The following is a 20,346-nucleotide window of genomic DNA, read 5'->3' as shown; positions in this document are numbered from 1 at the left end:
TGGATAACTATGCTGCAATGCGGCATCATGCATCTGTCTCCTCTATCTTCCTCCAAGAAAATAGATTCAGCCCGCTCCCGCAGCGGGCTTTTTTTTTGCCCGTCGCCATCACAAAGTGCTGGTCGTCGATGCCGTCGTCCGTTTCAGCGGGTCAGGTGTGACCCGCGCAAGACGCCCAGATGCATTCGAGCATGATTTCACATGAGTAATATTCATGGATTTATAAAATATTATCATTATTTTTAATGGATGGAACCTTCTATGATGTGTGCATACTTCATAAGGAGCACCGTCATGACCGTCACGACACACAATCTGGGCTACCCGCGCATTGGCGCCAAACGCGAATTGAAATTCGCCCTGGAAGACTATTGGAAGGGCCAAAGCAGCCTGGAAGCACTGGAAGGCCATGGCGCGGAGTTGCGCCAGCGCCACTGGCAAGACCAGAACGCGCTGGACTTCGCACCCGTGGGCGACTTTTCCTTCTATGACCAGGTGCTGGACCTGAGTTTTGCTCTGGGCAATTTGCCGCAGCGCGTGCGCGGCATGAAAGGCGCGGTGCTCGATAACTATTTCCGCGTGGCGCGTGGCCGCTCGGCCAGCGACAGCGATTGCAGCTGCGTCCACGCGGGCGAAATGACGAAATGGTTCGACACCAATTATCACTACATCGTGCCGGAATTTGCGGCCGACACGCAATTCAAGCTCGACAGCAGCCGCCTGTTGCAGCAACTGGCGCAAGCGCGCCAGCTGAATGTAAAAGCCAAGCCCGTGCTGATCGGCCCTGTCACCTATTTGTGGCTGGGCAAGGCCAAGGACGACTCCGACAAGCTGGCGCTGCTGCAAGGCTTGCTGCCCGTCTACGTGCAACTGCTGCAGGAATTGGCCGCGCAGGGCGTGGAGTGGGTGCAGATCGATGAGCCGATACTCGTCACTGAACTGGGCAGCGCCTGGCAGCAAGCGCTCGTCACGGCCTACGATGCCTTGCGCAAGGTCGATAACGTCAAACTGCTGCTGGCCACGTATTTCGGCAAGCTGCAAGACAATTTAACGCTGGCGTGCAAGCTGCCCGTGCAAGGTTTGCACCTGGACGCCATCAACGCCCGCGATGAAGTGGCGCAAGTCATCGCCCGATTGCCTGCCAGCAGCGTGCTGTCTCTGGGTGTGGTGAATGGCCGCAATATCTGGAAGACGGATTTGAACGACGTGCTGGCATGGCTGGAACCCCTGCATGCCAGCCTGCAATCGCGCCTGTGGATCGCCCCGTCGTGCTCCCTGCTGCACGTGCCCGTCGACCTGGCCAGCGAACAAAAGCTCGATGCTGATATCAAATCCTGGCTGGCCTTTGCCGGTCAAAAGCTCGATGAAGTGCGCACCATCGCCGGCGCCCTGAATAACGGCCGCGCCTCCGTGCAAGCGGCGCTGGACGCCAATCATGCGGCCATAGAAGCGCGCCGCCAGTCGAGCCGCGTGCATAATCCGGAAGTGAAAGCGGCCGTGGCCCGCATAGACGCAAGCCTGGGCCAGCGCACCGGCGGCTATGCCGAGCGTGCCGCCAAGCAAGCTGCGCTGCTGCAACTGCCCAAGTACCCGACGACGACCATCGGCTCTTTCCCGCAGACGGCGCAAATCCGCCAGGCGCGCAGCCAGTTCCGCAGTGGCCAGCTGGATGAAGCCAGCTATAAACAGCTGATGCAGGCGGAAATCGCCCATTGCGTGAAAGAACAGGAAGCCCTGGGCCTGGATGTGTTCGTGCACGGCGAAGCGGAACGCAATGACATGGTGGAATATTTCGGCGAGCAGCTCGACGGCTACGCCTTCAGCCAGTTCGGCTGGGTGCAATCGTACGGTTCGCGCTGCGTGAAACCACCCATTCTATTCGGCGACATCAGCCGCCCCCGTGCCATGACGGTCGAGTGGAGCACCTACGCCCAGTCGCTGACGGACAAGCCGATGAAAGGCATGCTGACGGGCCCCGTCACCATCCTCAACTGGTCTTTCGTGCGCGACGACCAGCCCCGCTCCGTGTCGTGCTACCAGCTGGCGCTGGCCATCCGCGCCGAAGTGCAGGACCTGGAACAGGCCGGCATCCGCGTGATCCAGATCGACGAAGCGGCGCTGCGCGAAGGCTTGCCATTGCGTAAATCCCAGTGGGCCGAATACCTGCGCTGGGCCGTGGAATCGTTCCGTATCACGGCCAATGGCGTGGCTGACGAAACGCAAATTCACACGCACATGTGCTATTCGGAATTCAACGACATCATCGCGCAGATCGCCGACATGGATGCGGACGTCATCACCATCGAAACCTCGCGCTCCGACATGGAATTGCTGGACGCCTTCGATGATTTTAACTATCCGAACGCAATCGGCCCTGGCGTCTACGACATCCACTCGCCCAACATTCCAAGTCAGGAACAGATGGTGAAACTCATGCGCAAGGCGGCCGAGCGCATTCCCGCGCAGCGCCTGTGGGTCAACCCCGATTGTGGCCTGAAGACGCGCGCCTGGAAAGAAGTGATTCCCGCGCTGGCGAACATGGTGGCGGCGGCGAAAACTTTGCGCGGCGATAACGTGGCCTGAGGCTGAGCGGGGGAGAGGGCAGATATAGGGAATAGCTATTTCTATCATCACAACATGCAATTGGATAATGATGCTGCAATGCGGCATCATTCACCTGTCTCCTCTACTTCCTCACAGGAATTAGATTCAGCCCGCTCCCGCAGCGGGCTTTTTTTGCTTCATCGCTTAAGATACCCTTGTTTTACCATACACATAAAAGGAGGGAAGTTGATGATTTCTTTGTTGCGCGCCGTGGGCATGCTTGCGCTGATGGCGCTCGGCGCCTGTTCGGCGGAAAAACACCCGTTCGACCGCCATCTGGCCCAGTTGCGTCCGGACACGGTCGCAGCGCTGCCCGATATGGGGTGGCCGGCCGGCACGCTGCTGTGTCCGATGGGTCTTTATCAGAGCGAGCTGAGCGACTCGGCGCCTCATGCAGATCGCGTTAACTTGTTCCTGAAGCAAAAGCAATTTCTCGGGGATGAAGGTCGTTGGTCGCTCATCGTCGTCAAGCCGCTGCCGCAGGGAGACGCCGGTATCGAGCAGCTGTTTTTCAAGCGTGCAGACTATGACGTGATCAATGATCCGCAACGCATCGCGCGCGATGTGCAGACGGTGCCAGCGGGGTTTGCGCCGCAGGATTGCGTAACCGTAGAGCAAGCCCGCGTGCTGGTGACGGGTGAACCAGGATCGCATCGAAAACTCATTATTTTCGGAACGATCTGACGAGATACTGATAAAAAATATTTCTATCATCGCAACATGCAATTGGATAGCTATGCTGCGATGCGGCATCATTTACCTGTCTCCTCTACCTCCTCACAGGAATTAGATTCAGCCCGCTCCCGCAGCGGGTTTTTTTTGTCTGTTTTTACCGGCCACAGCACATACGCGGCTACAGGTCGCCTCGACTTGCGTGTTCGCCTGTGTCGCGTTATACGCCATGCGCATGGTTCCAGGATTGTTTAACGTCATTCTTCCCCTCTCGCTGGACGGCGGATATGTGTGGCCTACGCGCCATTCCGATCAGCACACGCGCGGCGCCTCAACCGTCGGATGGCGGGCACAACGCTTTAATGCAGCTTGCCCACGGGGCCATGCTATCGATCTTAGCTGTCGAGGAAACGATCGCGCCGCGCCGGTGTCTTCCTGGTCGCGCAGTTGATGTTGGAAAAGCGCTGTTGCACGTTCGATGCTGGGGCCATGCGCTGATTGCCTCAGGCCGTAGCGCCACAGGGTGCGGAATTCGATGGATTAATCAGCGCGTCCATGGCGCTATAAGTCGCGATTAATTATGTAAGTATAGCCGGTAATATTTTTCCAATGTGACAATTGGTGAGGTTGGAGCGATAAAAACAGTATTAAAATAGATCTAACAAATAAAAAATTTCGAAATCCACAACCGTCTCCACGGAAATATTTTCCGTGGAGCGCAATATTTCCCAGTGATACTTTTTGTAACCTACCGTCTGGTATTTGTCGATTTCTAAAAATTTAAAATATTTCTCTCAATGGCGAGGTTGTTTGAGAATATTTTTTTGCTGAATTTTGCGCTGACCAAATCGAGTCACGTAAAATAAATGGAGGCCAGAACCATTTAAAAAACGGATTCGCAAAATTTTCTTTGTGAATAACAGTGAAACTTAAGGAGATTTATTATGCAAAAATTTATAGATGCAGTAAATAGCAATCCAAATTTGCAAAAAGAATTAAGCGAAGCAGTGCGCCATGCATCAATAGCAGTCGCAAAAAAACATGGTTTCGAACATACCGAATCGGATGTCAAGAAGTACACAAGTAATCAGCAGGTTGGGTGTGTAAGTACCGCGTGGACTGCGGTTTGTTCCGTTTAATATAGTGCAGGCCGCCGATGAGGGCGGCCTTTTAAATGGGCGCCAATTTTTATGAATGAGTTAAAAATAGTTAATGCAGATGCTAATGAGAAAAAATAACCCCTTCATAAAAATAGTGCGCAGCTTAATGATGCATCATGAGTTATTTTCTGATTTAAAATATTTGAAAAGATACCATAAAAATGGCATCGAGGATAATTTATTGTGGATGATTAAATTTGTATTGGATGAAGACTATAGTGATTTCATCAAGGGCCGATCAGTTATTGCCGCATTGTTTCCTGAGCTGAGCGAAACATTAAAAATAGGAAAATCAAGCATAGATGACTATGTTGAGGATTTCCAGGGGAATAATGGCGTGCAGCGATTGAAGGAGAAATACCCGCTTCTTTTTTCATTGGTGGGCGTTCAAATTACACAATGCAACAATTACCTGATTGAGATTGAAGAAAATTTTCGTGCTGACAGGAAAGAAATTGCGGAAATTCTCAAAGGATCAGGGGTAATCGGCGAGTTGAAAAGTATAAAAATAAATCTTGGCGATACCCACCAAAATGGAAAAAGTACGGCGATAATTCAGTTGAGTTGCGGAAGCAAGTTCGTATATAAACCCCGCTCCGGTGCCCTCGACATCGCATTCAATTCATTAGTAAATTCCATGAAAATGCCTTCGCCGAGTCTGGGCATGAAAACCTTTTCTATTGTGGACAAGAAAACGTATTCATGGGTGGAGTTTGTCGAAAATTTTCCATGTTCATCAGAAAAAGAATTGAGTAATTATTACTGGCGCTGCGGTTTCTTGACTGCAATTGCGTATGTGTTAATGGGCACGGATCTGCACTTTGAAAACATAGTAGCTTGTGGAGAATATCCAGTTCTGATCGATCTTGAATGTTTTTTTAACTTCACCGATAGCGATTATTATAGCGTCCTCAATACTGGATTGATTCCAGCTACGGAGCAATTTGGGGGGAGTGGTAGTCTGTACGATACTAGTGGCTTTGGTGCGGCGGGAACTATAATGTCAGGAATTGAGGTATGGACGTGGAATGACATAAATTCAGATTCGATATCTCTTGCGCGAAAAATGGGTTATTTTAAAGCAAAAAAAAATCTTCCTATAATGAATGGAAGAAAAATACCGCCAAAATACCATCTTGAGAAAATTATTGAAGGATTTTATGCGACATGCAATTGGTTTTTCGAGAATAAAAATCAGTTCATAAATGAGGACCATATTTTTAACGAATTCAAGAATAAAAATTTTAGAATAATACCAAGAACGACTCAAAATTATAAAACAATAATTGAAAATTCTTATGTTCCGGAAGCATTTTTTTCGATAGTGGCAAGAAAAAAAATTATTGATGCCTGTCTTGACGAGCGCACGATCATTTTTCTCGGTGCGGATTCCGAAAAGGCCGAAGTAGTTAAATTTGAGTCAGCAGCAATAGAGCGCATGGACACTCCGTACATTCTTGCAAATACATCAAGCTTGTACGTGAAAGAGGGTGACAGGATAATTTGCAGCAACCATTACCTGACATCCCCCTATGATTTTGTTTTGGATAGGATAAGGAAAATAGATAGGCATGATATTGATAAGCAGGCAAATTTAATAAAATCTGCTTACGGCATAAGGTATAAGAAGACCAAATTAAATAATTTTCTGAAGAAAACGGAAATCAGTCCCTTATTTTTTGAAGATGAAATTGACATCATCGCAAGCTCGATAAAAATCGCTGCAAAAAAAGACCACGATACATATTGTTGGAGTGGCTCCAGTTCGGAAATCAATGGGGGAACAGCACGCGACACCATTGGAACATCACTTTATTGTGGATCTTTAGGTGTTGCCTTGTTTTTATCTTCTGTTGCGAAATATAAAAATGAGTCTAAATATGATGAAATAATATATTCTGTTGTTGATAGAGAGATATCTTCAGTGCTTAGTGGCAGGAGTGGTGGCAACAAGGCCGATATTGATTTATCATATTCTGTCGGAATTTCCGGATTGATTTATTCAATAATGAATATTAATTTTTGTCAGTATAAAGATCAGGCACTGGAGTTATCTAATTTAATTACAGCTGATGCAATACTAAAGGATGCTAATCTGGATTACATGAGTGGTTGCGCCGGTTGCTTGATTGTCCTGTCAGATCTATATGGCCGCACAAAATCCCCTCAAGTACTGACGACAATGACTTTAATCGGCGAGCATCTTTTGTCGAGCAGGCAGCTCGATGTACGGTCCGGCTATTCTTCCTGGGTAACAGATAGTTTTCCAAGAGCGTTGACTGGATTTTCTCACGGTGCCTCAGGTATCGCGTATGCGCTATTGCGACTATACTCAATCACTTCTGATGAAAAATATCGGACAGCCTTCTACGAAGCGGTGGACTTTGAGAATTTTTATTTTGAGAAAAAATACAATAATTGGCGTGATTTACGGGATAACTTCTCGGTATCTCAAACTGCATGGTGTCATGGCGCACCTGGTATCGGATTAAGTCGCTTGTATTCTTATCAGATATTGAAGGATGCGCGACTATTGCAAGATGTAAGGTCTTCAATTTTGGCAGCCAAGAAATATTCGTCGAACAACAAAGATTTTTATTGCTGTGGCAATAGCGGCCGTTTGGATTTTTTAATCGAAGCATCCAGGGTACTGGGTGATAAAAAATTGTTTCAGTATGTAAAAAATAACATTAAAGAAATTATCATGAAAAAGAAGTCGGTCGGTCATTATCAAGTTGCTTCTATTTTTAATTTGACATTGGAGGATCCTTCGATTTTTCGGGGAACAAGTGGGATTGGATATCTTCTACTTCGCCTTTTGGATAAGAACTTGCGATGCATTATTCATTAATGGTATCAAAGCCGCAAAGAGTGCGTTTCCGGTCTTTATGAGACGATGCTTTGCCACTTTCGGTTAGCGGATACGTGATCGTAAAACGCCTACCCACCGGCGGCAGATCGACGAAAGCGCACAAGGTAAACGGCGTCGGCGCCATTGACCTATTTACGCCGGTGGCCGTATCGAATGGGCCGATCCTGACATTCCAGAAGCGAGTGAGGCTGACGTCACCGTCGCGTCATGGATGGCGCTGCAAGATATTAATAAATCATACTTCTATCATCACAACATGCAATTGGATAGCTATGCTGCGATGCGGCATGATTGCACCTGTCTCCTCTACTTCCTCACAGGATTTAGATTCAGCCCGCTCCCGCAGCGGGCTTTTTTATTGGTGCGCCAGGCATGGCGCGACGCGCGCGAGCGCGGCTCGACTGACTGTGGTGGTTAGTTGAGTGACTTGGAGGTGAAAGTCCTCTGCACACCCGGCAAGGGGAAGTGCTAGCTGAACGGCAAGGGTGTCCGTCGCAAGGCGGAATCTGAAGGAAGCCGCAGGCAAAATGTCACGCGTGCTCTCTGAGCGGGCAGGGCGCAAGCCTCTGATAAAGGAGGGCCTTGGTCAATGGACGAGACCGGAAGTCTTTGCCGTAACCGAGGTGCTTGCAGACCGACAGGCGACACGACGCACGAAACCAAGTTCGCTGGGGCAACCCAGTAGTCAGGAAACGCCGGATACGTGATCCGTACGTCCGGTGTTGTGGGAGGACGGCGGGGGCAACCCCGCCTCCTACCCGATCCCGCTTTTGTTGATCTATATCGCGCACGCTTGCTTGTCATCCAGGCATGGTGTTGCTTTTGTGCATGCTAAACTGGGCCTTCCCCAGACCAAGGTTCCTGATGCTTCAATTATTTCGCCACACGCTGGAGTCCACGCCCATCCTCGCCCTGTTTCTCGTCATCGGCGCCGGTTATGCGCTGGGGCGCATCAGCGTGTTCGGCTTTTCGCTGGGCGTGGGCGGCGTGCTGTTTGCGGGGCTGGCGCTGGGCGCGTTCGCTCCCGGCTCCGTGCCGCCGCCGATGGTTGGCTCCATCGGCTTGCTGCTGTTCTTGTATGGCATCGGCGTGCAGTACGGCGTGCAGTTTTTCGCCGGCTTGCGCGGCGCGGGGCAGAAACACAACCTGATCGCCTTTGCCGCCGTCATGGGCGGCCTGGCCGTATCGGTCTGGGGCGGGCAGTGGATCGATATTTCCCTGCGCATGGCCAGCGGCGTGTTTGCCGGCGCCATGACCAGCACGGCGGCCCTGCAGGCGGCGCTGGAAGCGTCGCACGGCAATGGCGATGCGGCCGTCGGCTATGCGGTGGCGTATCCGTTCGGCGTGGTCGGCCCCATGCTGGGCCTGTACCTGGCCGGGCGCATACTGAAACCCGTGCTGACGCCGCCGCCCGCGCCCATCGTCGTATCCGAAATTACCATCGACGAAGCGAAATTGGCGGGTGCGGCCCTGTCCGAACTGGCCGATGGTCCCCTGGCGGGCGTGCAAGTGATCGGCGTGCGCCAGGGTCACCAGAACCGCTTGCCCGATCCGGGCCTTGTGCTCGGCGTGGGCGACGCCTTGATGGTGTCGGGCACGGTGGCGGGCGTGGAAGCGGCGCGCACGGCGCTGGGCCACCTGGACCCGGGCCGGCTGATGAAGGACCGCAGCGCTTTCGACGGCACGGAAGTGTTTGTGTCAGACGCGGAAATCGTCGGCGTTCCCCTGGGCGAACTGAACCTGTCCAAGGACTTTCCCCTGCAGATCGCGTTCATACGCCGCGGCGACGCCATGATCTTGCCCCATCCCTTCCTGACCCTGGAATTCGGCGACCGCGTGATGGCCATTGCGCCGGCGAAACATGCTGTCGAGGTGCGCAAGCTGTTCGGCAATTCCATCACGGCCACGGCCGAGTTCAGTTATGTCTCGCTGGGCATGGGCATGGTGCTCGGTGTGCTGTTGGGCCTGGTGCCTATCCCCTTGCCGTGGATAGGTTCGTTCAGCCTGGGCCTGGCGGGCGGGCCACTGGTGATGGCGCTGATCCTGGGGCGCCTGGGCAGAGTCGGCAAGATCAGCTGGCGCTTGCCCCTGTCGGCCAACCTGGTCATGCGCAACTATGGCTTGACGATTTTCCTCGCCTCTGTCGGCATGGCGTCCGGCTTGCCCTTCGTGCAGCAAGTGGGCGCCGATGGTTTGCCCATGCTGGCGCTGGGTGCCGTGACGGTGCTGGTGGTGGTGGCATTGGTGGTGATCCTGGGCAAGGTCTTCCTGCGCCTGCCGTTTCCTGAACTGCTAGGTATTGCGGCCGGCGCCACGGGCAACCCGGCCGTGCTGGTGTTCGCCAACCGCCTGGCCAAGTCGGACCGGCCCAACCTCGGCTACGCCATGATTTTCCCCAGCATGACCATCGTCAAGATTGTGGCCGTGCAGGTGCTGTTGCATTTGTATGGGTGATTTTGGCAAGGAGCATTCATAGAGTTAGATCGACCTCATGAGAAAAGCACGTGATTTTGCGGCTAGACCCGTTGCTGAGCAAAAGTGGATTTTGAAAAACACTTGGTGTGATTTTTGCGGTCAAGCCGACCTAGGGATGACGTCTCCCTTTGAGTACGAGGAAAATATGAAGGTCTTCCTCGAGGGACTCTGCATTAGTTGTGGAGGGACAGTCATTAATGAGGTCATCGAACGCGAGGAAGACGCCTAGTAGGGAGTATCGCCGATAGTTGGCTCAACGTCTGCAAATGGGCGAAAGCTGCCTACGACGGCAGCCAGCCAATTCCGGCCACTTTCAAGCAACTTCAGCCACTACCCCTTGCGGCGCCAGTCATTGAAAAGGCCTGGCGCCGCTCATATTCTGTTGTACAATCCTTGAGAACGGTCGTGCTTTTTTGTGCGCTGAGCTTCCTTGCGTGCAGTCATCACGGCAACTTATAAGAACAAGGAGACAGACATGGACTTGCATTACACGGCCGAGGAGAGCGCCTTCCGCGACACGGTGCGCGCCTTCCTCGACACGCATTTGCCGGCGGACTTGCAGCGCAAGGTGCGCCAGCATTTGCGCCTGAACCGCGACGATTACGTGCGCTGGCATAAGATAGTCGCGCAGCAAGGCTGGGCCGCGCCGGCCTGGCCCGTCGAATATGGCGGCACGGGCTGGACGGCCGTGCAGCGCCATATCTGGGAAGACGAGTGCGCGCGCGCCGCCACGCCACCGATTTTGCCTTTCGGCGTCAACATGGTGGCGCCCGTCATCATGGCTTTCGCCAACGCCGAACAAAAAGCATACTACTTGCCGCGCATTTTGAACTGCGACGACTGGTGGTGCCAGGGCTATTCGGAGCCGGGCGCCGGTTCCGACTTGGCTTCCCTGAAAACCACGGCCCAGCGCGATGGCGACCATTACATCGTGAATGGCCAGAAAACCTGGACCACGCTGGGCCAGCACGCGGACATGATCTTTTGCCTGGTGCGCACGGACAGCACGGTGCGCAAGCAGGAAGGCATCAGTTTCTTGCTGATCGACATGAAAACGCCGGGCATCACCGTGCGCCCCATCATCATGCTCGATGAAGAACATGAAGTAAACGAAGTCTTCTTCGATAGCGTGCGCGTGCCCGTCAGCAATCTGGTGGGCCAGGAAAACAAGGGCTGGACCTATGCCAAGTATCTGCTGGGGCATGAGCGCACGGGCATTGCCGCCGTGGGCCGCTCGAAGCGTGAATTGACGTTCCTCAAGCAGCTGGCCATGCAGCAAACCAAGCGCGGCGCGCCGCTGCTGCACGATCCCGCCTTTGCCGCCAAGGTTGCCCACCTGGAAATCGAATTGATGGCGCTGGAAATGACGGTCTTGCGCGTCATCAGTGAAGAAGGCAAGGGGCCGGGCCCGCAGGCATCGATGCTGAAAGTGCGCGGTTCGGAATTGCAGCAGCAGCTGACGGAACTGATGGTCGAAGCCCTCGGCCCGCAAGCCTTGCCCTTCGATCCTGACTTCCTTGACGGCAGCGCGCCGCACAGCAGTGGCGGCGACGACCTGGCCGCGCCGCTGGCCGCGTATTACTTCAATTACCGCAAGACATCGATCTATGGCGGCTCGAATGAAATCCAGAAAAACATCATCACGCAGATGATCCTGGGCCTGTAAGCCAGAAGGAGACGACATGGACTTCCATTTTAATCAGGAACAGCAGCAATTTGCCGATGCGCTCAAGCGCTGGGTCGACAAGGATTACCCGTTTGAAACGCGCAAGCAGATCGTTCACTCAGCCACGGGCGTCTCAAGCGCCGCCTGGGCCACCCTGGCCGAGCTGGGCATGACGGCCTTGCCGCTGCCGGCCAGCGCGGGCGGTTTCGATGGCACGGCCGTCGACATGCTGCTGGTGATGCAGGAACTGGGGCGTGGCCTGGTGGTCGAACCGTATCTGGCCACCGTGCTGGGCGCGCGCTTCCTCACCCTGGCGGGCGGCCACGATGGGGTGCTGGAACAGGTCGCCGGCGGTAGCCTGAAGCTCGCGTGCGCGCTGGGCGAACGGCAGTCGCGCCACGATATGCACGATATTGCCACCACGGCCATCGCCAGTGGCGACGGTTTCGTGCTCGATGGCGAGAAAACCGTCGTCATCCACGGCGCCCAGGCGGGCGCGCTGATCGTCTCGGCGCGCAGCGGCGGTGGCCAGATGGAGACGGATGGCATCTCGCTGTTCCTCGTGCCCGTTGACGCGCCCGGCGTTTGCGTGCGCGACTACCGCACCATCGACGGCCAGCGCGCCGCCAGCGTGACCCTGGTGCAAGTGGTGCTGGGGCATGACGCGCTGGTGGGCCATGTGGGGCAGGGCTGGCCCGTGATCGATGCCGCGCTCGACTATGGCGCAGCGCTGCTGTGCGCGGAAGCCGTGGGCGCCATGGACGCCCTCTTTGCCGCCACCCTCGATTACCTGAAGACGCGCCAGCAGTTCGGCGCGCCGATCGGCAAGTTCCAGGCCTTGCAGCACCGCATGGCCGACATGTTCATTCACCTGGAGCAAGCGCGCTCGATGGCCATGCTGGCCGCCGCCAAGGTCGATAGCGACGACGTGGCGGAGCGCCGCCGCACGGTCTCGGCCGCCAAGGCGCGCGTGGGGCTGGCCGCCACCTTTGTCGGCCAGCAAGCCGTGCAATTGCATGGCGGCATGGGCGTCACCGATGAGTTGCCCGCCGCCCACCATTTCAAGCGCCTCTCCATGATCGCCCTGACCCTGGGCGACGTGGAGCACCATATCGAGCGCTTTATCGCCCAGCCGGGCTTTTTGCCGACGGAGACCGCATGACCGCATTGACCGGAATCAAACCCAAGCACTGGTATTTCGAAGACTTTACGCAGGGACTGGAAATCGAGCTGGGCCAGCGCCACGTGACGGAAGCGGAAATCATCGCCTTCGCCACGGATTTCGACCCGCAACCGTTTCACGTCGACCATGCGGCCGCAGAAAAAACTATCTTCAAGGGCGTCATCGCCAGCGGCTGGCATACCTGCGGCATGATGATGCGCCTGGTGGTGGATAATCTGCTCAAGCATTCGTCCAGCATGGGCTCGCCCGGCCTGGACAGTATCCGCTGGCTCCAACCCGTGCGCGCGGGCGATACCCTGCAGCTGACTTACCAGGTCAAGGAAGTGCGTCCATCCACATCGAAACCGGACCGTGGCATCGTCATTTCCGTGTGGAGCGTGCGCAACCAGCATGGCGACGTGGTGACGACGGTGGAAGGCATGGGCATGTTCGGCCGTCGTCCGGTGGAGCCTGTGGAGCAGAGTCATGCGTGATATCGCCGGCATCACCGGTTTTCAAGCGCTGGCGGGTCAGCACGTGGCCGTTTCCGACTGGCTCACCATTACCCAGCAGCGCATCGACACCTTTGCCGACGCCACCGACGACCATCAGTGGATCCATGTGGACGCCGAACGCTGCGCGCGCGAGTCGCCCTACGGCTGCACCGTGGCGCATGGTTTCCTGACTCTGTCCCTGCTGCCGGCCATGCTGCAGGGGGCGCTGCACATGGCCGGCATCCGCATGGCCATCAACTATGGCCTGAATAAAGTGCGCTTTCCCGCCCCTGTACCCGTCGGCAGCCGATTGCGCGCGCGGCTCGACATCCTCTCCGTCGAGGACGTGCCGGAAGGGGCGCAAGTGAACTGGGCCGTCACCATGGAGCGCGAAGGCGACAGCAAACCCGTGTGCGTGGCGGAGTTCCTGATGCGCTGCTATCCCTGATCACGTCCCCTCCGACGCGCAATACCTGTCCCGTCCCGTTTGCTTGGCGCGATACAGCAGGGCGTCGGCTGCGCGGATCAGGGCGCTGGGGTCCATGCCTTCGGTCGGCATGACGCTGGCCATGCCCAGGCTGACGGTGACGTGCGGGCCGACGCTGGACTTGGCGTGCGCGATGTGCAGGGCGCGCACTTCGTCGAGGATGCGCTGGGCCACCACTTCGGCGCCGTCACGTGTTTCCTGCGGCAACAGGATGATGAATTCCTCGCCGCCGTAGCGCGCCAGCAGGTCGGGCGGGCGCACGGCGCAGCGGCGCAGGGCGGCGCTTACCTGCTGCAGGCACAGGTCGCCGGCCTGGTGGCCATACGTATCGTTGTAATCCTTGAAGTGGTCGATATCGGCCATGATGATGGACATCGGCACGCCGTCGCGCGCGCAGCGCCGCCATTCGCTGTCCATCGTGTCATTGAAGCTGCGCCGGTTGGCCACGCCGGTCAGCGAGTCCGTCAGCGACAGCTCGCGCATGGCGTCGGCTTGCCGCTTGATGGTCAGCTGGCTGCGCACGCGGGCGCGCACGACGGCCGCGTTGAACGGTTTCGTGATGAAATCGACGGCGCCCGCTTCCAGCGCCCGCGTTTCGTCTTCGGGTTGGTTCAGGGCCGTGACGAAGATGACGGGGATGGCGCAAAGGATGGCCGATTCGCGCAGCGCACTGCACACGGCATAGCCATCCATGCCGGGCATGACGGCGTCGAGCAGGATCAGGTCCGGTAGTTGATTTTGCGCAATTTCCAGCGCCTTGTCACCGCTCAGGGCGAACAGCACTTCGTGTTCCTCGCGCAGCAGCTGGTGCAGGATCTGGATGTTTTCCATGGCGTCATCGACGATGAGGATGCGCCCGTTCATGGCAAGGTTGGTCCAGCTCACTTGTTTTCCTCTCGTTTCAGCTGATCGAGCACGAGTTTTTCCGCCTCGGCAAAATTCAGCGTTTCTATCGCATGTGCCATCGCCAGTGCCGCTTCCCGGTCTGACTGTTGCAGGGCGGGGTGCAGGGCGTGGAAGTGCGCCAGCGCTTTCAGGTTGTTGTTGCGTATCAAGACGAGCAGCTCGGCGAGGCCGGCGCGCAGGTCGACCGGCCCGCTGCCGGGTGCGGCCGCCGCCGGCTGGCTGCGCCGCAGGGGCGAGGGCAGGGTGCGCGCCGCGTCGATGACTTCGGCCATCGCGTGTTCCAGACGGCCCAGCAAGGCGGGCGTGGCGTGCGATTGCCCCGTTTTCAGCGTTTTTTCCGTCTCGGCGGCCAGGCTGGCGATATGCGTGGCGCCCAGGTTGGCCGCCACGCCGCACACGCGATGCAGCAGTTGCGCCGCCTGCTGCGCCTGGCCGTCGGCCAGCAGGCGCCGCGTTTCTTCGACGGCGTCGCCTTGCGAATTCTCAAAGCGCTTGAGCAGGGCCAGGAAGGCGCCGTAGTCGCCGCCGAATCGGTGCAGGGCGGCCGCCAGGTCGATGCCGGGCACCGTCGCTGGCAAGTCCAGCGTCTGCGTGACGCCATTGCCTGCCTGGACGGCGCCATCGCCGCCACCCGGGCGCGCGCGCACCAGCCGGGTCAGGGTCTGGATCATTTCGTCGACATCGATGGGCTTGGCCACATGCGCGTTCATGCCGCTGGCGATGGCGCGCAGGCGGTCTTCGTCCATGGCATTGGCCGTCATGGCGATGATGGGCAAGTCCGGCAAACCCAGGGCGCGGATGGCCAGGGTGGCGTCATAGCCGTTCATGACGGGCATCTGCAAATCCATCAGCACCACGTCCCAGGCGTCCGGCGTGCTGGTGAGCAAGTCGACGGCCAGTTTGCCGTTGGCGGCCACGGCCACGCGCGCGCCTGAGTGCAGCAAGATGTACTGCGCCACTTCCTGGTTGATTTCATTGTCTTCCACCAGCAGCACGCGCATGCCTGTGAGCAAGCCCGACAAGGGCGTGGACACGGGCAGCGCGGAAGGGCTGCTGCGGCCTTCGCGCACGGCCGTCACGGCCGCCAGCAGGCGCGCCGGGGTGGCCGGTTTCGAGACGATGCCGGCCAGCATCAGGCTGTCGGCCAGGCGTTCGAGGTTTTCGCTATCCTGGTCGGCCACCAGCATGATCACGGGCGGCAGCGCCAGAAGTGCATCGGCGCGCGCCTCGGTGAGCATGGAAATGCCATCCATGCCGGGCATGGCCGCGTCGAGCAGTATCAGGTCAGCCGGCGGCAAGCCGTCCAGGCCCCTGGCGTGGCGGCGCAGCAGGGCCAGGCCGGCCGCGCCGCTGTCGGCGCTGCGGCTGTGCCAGCCCTGCGCCGCGCACCAGTCTTCCAGCATGGCGCGCACGCTGGCGTTGTCGTCGATGATCAGCAGCGACAGATCCCTGGGCACGCCCTTGGCGGGCAGCTCGGGCGGCGCCACCTTGTCGAAGCGGCAGCGGAAGCGGAAGTCGGAACCCTGACCCAGCGTGCTTGTCACGCTGAGGGTGCCGCCCATCAATTCCACCATGCGCCGGCAGATGGCCAGCCCCAGTCCCGTGCCGCCATATTTGCGGCTGGTGCTGGTGTCGCCCTGGGAAAAGGCGTCGAAGATGCGTACCTGCTCGGCCGCGCCGATGCCGATGCCCGTGTCGCGCACGGAAAACTCCAGGGTCACGCCGGCCGCATCCTCGGCCACCTTGCCAATGGATAGCACCACTTCGCCTTGCTTGGTGAACTTGACGGCGTTGCCCACCAGATTGATGAGGACCTGTTCCACGCGCAGGGCATCGCCGATCAGTTCATCCGGCACGCCGGGGGCGAGCACGAACACGGGCTCCACGCCGCGCGCCCAGGCGCTGCTGGCCAGCAACACGCCGACGCTGTCGAGCATGCGTTCGAGCTGGAAGCGGCGCTGTTCCAACACCATCTGGCCGGCCTCGATCTTGGAAAAATCGAGCACGTCATTGACGATATTGAGCAGCGACTGCGTGGCCATCTGGATCTTGCCCACATAGCTGCGCTCGCGCCGTTCCAGCGGCGACTCTTCCAGCAGGCGCGCCAGGCCGATGATGGCGTTCATTGGCGTGCGGATTTCATGGCTCATGTTGGCGACGAATTCGCTCTTCGCGTTGCTGGCCGCCTCGGCCTTGTCGCGTGCGCGCACCATCTGCTCGTTGAGTTCATGCAGGCGCAATTGCGTGCGCTTGAGCTCGGAGACGTCCGAGGCCAGCACGAAGAAGCCGCGCACGCCGCCGCTGTCGTCGATGTCGGGGATGTAGTTGGTCCAGGTATGGCACACCTGGCCGCCGGGATCGAGCAGGTCGCGCTCGAAGCTTTGCGGCCGGCCCGCCAGTACGCCCTCCACGTGGGGTGCATATACGTCGAGCAGTTCCTGTCCCAGCAATTCGCGCATATGGATGCCGACCAGCTCCGCGCTGCTGCGGCCAAACCATTCGTTATAGAATTTATTTGCAAATAGGCAACGCAAATCGGCGCCCCAGTACGACACCATGCCGGGCAGGTTGTCGGTGACGGTGCGGATGAAGTGTTCGTTCTGTTCCAGGCGCCGGGTGGTGGCGTGCAGCACCTCGGTGGCGCGCTTGCGTTCGGTGATGTCGATCGAGACCCCCAGCACATGGCTGGCGCGCCCCGCATCGTCGCGCAAGACCACCTTGCGCGTGGTGAAGTGGCGCGTGGTGCCGTCGGCCGTATTGATCGCTTCCTGTTCGATTTCCACCATCTGCCCCGTCGCCAGCAGCTTGCGGTCGGCGCTGATGAAGGCGGCCGCCTGCTGCGGCGGGAAGAAGTCGTGGTCGGTCTTGCCCAGTAATTGCTCGCGCGAGCGTCCCAGGGTCAGTTCCGCGTGGCGGTTGACCATTTCAAAGCGCAGCTTGTCGGCGCGCTTGACGAAGACCATGGCCGGGATGTTTTCGATGATGCTGCCAAACAAGTGTTTCGAGCGGCGAAATTCTGCTTCGCTGCGCTTGCGTTCTGTAATGTCCAGCCACAGGCCCGACACGCCCAGCAACTGCTGTTCCGGGCCGAAAATCGGGTGATACGAGACGATCCAGTGACTCAGCTGCTCGCGCTGCTGGCCGCTATAGCCTTGCAATTCGATGTCGACGATGGGCTGTCCCGTCCCGAGTACCTGGCGCACGCAGCGCTCCACTTCCGCGCGCACGGCCTCGTCGAACAGCATGGCGCCCACGGGACGGCCCAGGTGCTGCGCCACGCTGGCCCCGTTGATGGTGGCCAGGTAATGGTTGATCATGACGATGCGCAAGTCCAGATCCACGAACAGCATGCCGATCGGCGCCGTCGCATACACGGTTTCGAGCAGGCGCGTGGATTTTTCTAGGGCCAGCGTGCGTTCGGCCACCAGGCTTTCGAGCTGCGTGCGGTGGCGCCGCAAGTCGCGTTCCAGCGCGCCGAAGGCGGCGGCCATGTCGGCCGATTCGCGGTCCGCATGCCTGTTCGAAGGCAGCGTTTTGCCCTGCGCCAGTGCGTGGATCTGTTGCGTCAGATCCTGCAGGGTGCGGGCCAGGCGGCCGCCCACGCGCCAGGCCAGGGCAAAGCCGGTGGCCAGCAGCAGTGCCAGGATGATGGATCCCGTGACGACGGAACGCAGCAGTGCTTCTGCCACCGTGCTGGTGCGCATGGTCACGGTCACCGTCCAGGAGGCGTCCGGAGCGCGGCGAAAGCCCGTATACACGTCGATGCCTTCCAGCGTGGCATGGCGCAGCACGCCTTCGCGCGCCTGGCGTATCTGTTCCAGCAGGGGCGCCACGCTGCGCTGGCCCACATAGCGCTGCGGCGCCAGGGTGCGCGCCACGTTGATGCCGTCGGCATTGATGATGGCCGCGCCCAGGTAGGCTGGCAGGTGCAGTTCGCGCAGCAGCGAGGGCAGGTAGTCGTCCGGGTACAGCACCGTCAGCACGTGCACGGCACCCTTGTCAGGCGGCAAGGGCAGGTTCAGGGCCAGCCGCGGCACCTCGTCCGGCGCCATGAGCAGGCTGGTCAGGCGCGCCTTGCCATAGTCGCGCGTGCGCTGCATGCTGGCGGCCCATTTTTGCGGCAGGGGAGGCGGCGCCTGGCTGACTGGCAGGGTCGTATTGATCAGCTGGCGGCCCTTGGCGTCGGAGACGATGAAACCACTGAAGGCCGGGCCCGGCGGCAGCAGGCTGTCGGCCAGAGCGCGCAGGGCAGCGATGTCGTCCGTTTGCAGGGCAGGCGAGGCCGCCAGGATGCGCGCGGCCATCTGGGCGCCGCTCAGGTCGCGTTCGACAGCGGCGGCGACGGCCCGCGCCGCCTGCGCTGTTTCGCTGACGACATGCTCGCGTTCGCGCGTGTAGCTTTGCGCCACGAGCAAGAGAAATACGAGCGCCGTCGGAATGACCCATGCGAGCACCAGCCATGAAATTCTTGAGCGTATCGAAGGCAAATCTTGCACCCGGAAAGCTCCCAGAATGGATGAGTCGACAGGCAGGCTCACGCTGGCGCTGGCTGACCTTGAATGAAAAGATGCTAGACGAAATTGATTGTTCTGACAAGTATAAGTAACCCCCAATAAATTATGGTGATTTCTGACTTCCATAACCGGCGCTGTGCGGTGTTGCCCGCAGCTAGCAGTGCTCGCACTGCGTCACTGCAGGCGCCTTGCACAGCATCCGGTTCTGTTCGTCATAAATTCACAATAATTTCCCGAGGATTACTTAGTTTCCGGCATGGAAAAAAGGTTGCGCAAGGCATACAGGAGAGGGGTGACACCCATCCCGCCGTGGCGGCGGGATGGCAAGGCCGCTTACGGCACCAGGGTCAGTACGTCGACATCGATTTCAGGGCTTTCCATGAAGTCCTTTTCCACTTCGCCACGGATTTCCACCCGGGTTTTCGCGTCGATCTTGCGGTTCATGAAGACCTTGTCGTCGATGTCCACGCGGATTTCCGCCGTGCCATCGGAGAACGTGTATTTCTCGTTGCCTACTTTGCGCAGCAAATGGCCGCGCAGCACGACGGCTTGGTCGTCGACGGGATTTTTCAGGATGGCGGCCACATTGGCGGGCGCGGCAGGGCCGGTCGTCGGGCCCACGTACTGGGCTTGCGCGCTACCGGCCAGCAAGGCGCAGGCGGCCAGGGAGAGGATGAGTTTGCGGTGCAGTGACATGCTATTCCTTTGATAGTGACGGGAGGCTCAGAAAAACACGGCGGTGCGTGGAATGATAGCACCGGCATTCCCATAGGGCATGTTCGCCCGAACGCTGCCCGTGCCGGCCACGCCATCGTCGAGTTTGCTGTCGATCTGCTCCGCGTAACTCTCGGGCAAGTTGTCGAAACGGATGCCGTTGCCGGCGCGGCCACCCACTTCGTCGTTGTACAGGTAGACGGCGCCGCCCTGGGCGCTGGTCATGAATTGCGAGGTGCCGTTGAACGCGCCGGTAATGAAGCCGCCCAGCGCCAGGTGTTGCGGCGCCAGCGTGAATTCGCGCGGCTGGCCGTCGCCGATCTGGCCGTCGCCATTGCCGTTGCCGGCCGAATTGGGCACGTGGGTGGTGCCCTGAATATCGTCGCCGGGCAGGGCGCGGAATTTGTCCTGGTAGGCATTGACGGCGGCCGTCAGCGCATTCGATTGCTGGATGATGTTTTTCACCTTGGCGCTATCGATCAAGCCTTGTCCTTTCAACACGCCGCCGAGCAGCAAGCCGATGATGACCAGGACGATGGCGATTTCTACAAGCGTAAAGCCGTGCTGGCGGCGTGGGAGCATGGGATTTCCTTGAAAAAAAGTGCGACAACTTGAGAGAG

Annotated in this window: 13 protein-coding genes; 9 read left to right on the top strand and 4 right to left on the bottom strand. The window is 58.1% G+C overall.

The features are described 5' to 3' along the window. Nucleotides 1-294: 294 nt before the first annotated feature. The 9 genes from metE (at nt 295) to ACQ4WS_RS02565 (ending at nt 13,553) form a co-directional block, all read left to right on the top strand. Nucleotides 295-2,583 carry a 5-methyltetrahydropteroyltriglutamate--homocysteine S-methyltransferase gene (gene metE / locus ACQ4WS_RS02605; RefSeq protein WP_436473403.1) on the top strand — a complete coding sequence of 763 codons (2,289 nt, stop codon included), beginning with the start codon at nt 295-297 and terminating at the stop codon, nt 2,581-2,583. Between the two features lie 210 nt (nt 2,584-2,793). Further along, complete coding sequence (locus ACQ4WS_RS02600) at nt 2,794-3,288, top strand: hypothetical protein (protein ID WP_436473401.1); 495 nt, start codon at nt 2,794-2,796, stop codon at nt 3,286-3,288. 932 nt (nt 3,289-4,220) lie between these two features. Then, the gene (locus ACQ4WS_RS02595) at nt 4,221-4,415 is read left to right on the top strand and encodes a Nif11-like leader peptide family natural product precursor (protein ID WP_436473399.1); all 195 of its coding nucleotides are present in this window, start codon (nt 4,221-4,223) and stop codon (nt 4,413-4,415) included. 85 nt (nt 4,416-4,500) lie between these two features. Continuing rightward, a complete protein-coding gene (locus tag ACQ4WS_RS02590) occupies nt 4,501-7,287 on the top strand; it encodes a type 2 lanthipeptide synthetase LanM family protein (protein WP_436473397.1) in 2,787 nt (928 codons plus the stop codon). A gap of 885 nt (nt 7,288-8,172) precedes the next feature. Continuing rightward, on the top strand, nt 8,173-9,762 hold the full coding sequence (locus tag ACQ4WS_RS02585) for an aspartate:alanine exchanger family transporter (protein WP_436473395.1): 1,590 nt from the start codon (nt 8,173-8,175) through the stop codon (nt 9,760-9,762). A 496-nt stretch (nt 9,763-10,258) separates the two neighbouring features. Beyond that, nucleotides 10,259-11,449 carry an acyl-CoA dehydrogenase family protein gene (locus ACQ4WS_RS02580; protein ID WP_436473393.1) on the top strand — a complete coding sequence of 397 codons (1,191 nt, stop codon included), beginning with the start codon at nt 10,259-10,261 and terminating at the stop codon, nt 11,447-11,449. 16 nt (nt 11,450-11,465) lie between these two features. Continuing rightward, entirely contained in the window at nt 11,466-12,611 is a 1,146-nt protein-coding gene (locus ACQ4WS_RS02575) for an acyl-CoA dehydrogenase family protein (RefSeq protein ID WP_436473392.1), read from the top strand. Then, nucleotides 12,608-13,105: a MaoC family dehydratase gene (locus tag ACQ4WS_RS02570; RefSeq protein ID WP_436473390.1), complete on the top strand. Its 498-nt coding sequence runs from the start codon at nt 12,608-12,610 to the stop codon at nt 13,103-13,105. Before ACQ4WS_RS02575 ends, ACQ4WS_RS02570 begins: the two co-directional genes overlap by 4 nt. After that, nucleotides 13,098-13,553: a MaoC family dehydratase gene (locus ACQ4WS_RS02565; RefSeq protein ID WP_436473388.1), complete on the top strand. Its 456-nt coding sequence runs from the start codon at nt 13,098-13,100 to the stop codon at nt 13,551-13,553. Before ACQ4WS_RS02570 ends, ACQ4WS_RS02565 begins: the two co-directional genes overlap by 8 nt. Here ACQ4WS_RS02565 and ACQ4WS_RS02560 read toward each other — a convergent pair whose 3' ends face one another. From ACQ4WS_RS02560 to ACQ4WS_RS02545, 4 genes are all read right to left on the bottom strand, one after another. Further along, complete coding sequence (locus ACQ4WS_RS02560) at nt 13,554-14,477, bottom strand: diguanylate cyclase domain-containing protein (protein WP_436473386.1); 924 nt, start codon at nt 14,475-14,477, stop codon at nt 13,554-13,556. Then, nucleotides 14,474-18,952, bottom strand: a complete 4,479-nt coding sequence (locus ACQ4WS_RS02555) for a PAS domain-containing protein (RefSeq protein WP_436473384.1) — start codon at nt 18,950-18,952, stop codon at nt 14,474-14,476. The genes ACQ4WS_RS02560 and ACQ4WS_RS02555 overlap by 4 nt, the downstream gene beginning before the upstream one ends. A gap of 393 nt (nt 18,953-19,345) precedes the next feature. Continuing rightward, nucleotides 19,346-19,708, bottom strand: coding sequence for a YgiW/YdeI family stress tolerance OB fold protein (locus ACQ4WS_RS02550; protein WP_436473382.1), 363 nt, complete (start codon nt 19,706-19,708; stop codon nt 19,346-19,348). 27 nt (nt 19,709-19,735) lie between these two features. Further along, nucleotides 19,736-20,308 carry a prepilin-type N-terminal cleavage/methylation domain-containing protein gene (locus tag ACQ4WS_RS02545; protein WP_436473380.1) on the bottom strand — a complete coding sequence of 191 codons (573 nt, stop codon included), beginning with the start codon at nt 20,306-20,308 and terminating at the stop codon, nt 19,736-19,738. Nucleotides 20,309-20,346 lie beyond the last annotated feature (38 nt).

Source organism: Janthinobacterium leeuwenhoeki, from assembly GCF_051380795.1.
GTDB lineage: Bacteria > Pseudomonadota > Gammaproteobacteria > Burkholderiales > Burkholderiaceae_D > Janthinobacterium.
Note: the sequence above shows the minus strand (reverse complement) of the source record. Positions and strands in the feature narration are given on the sequence as shown.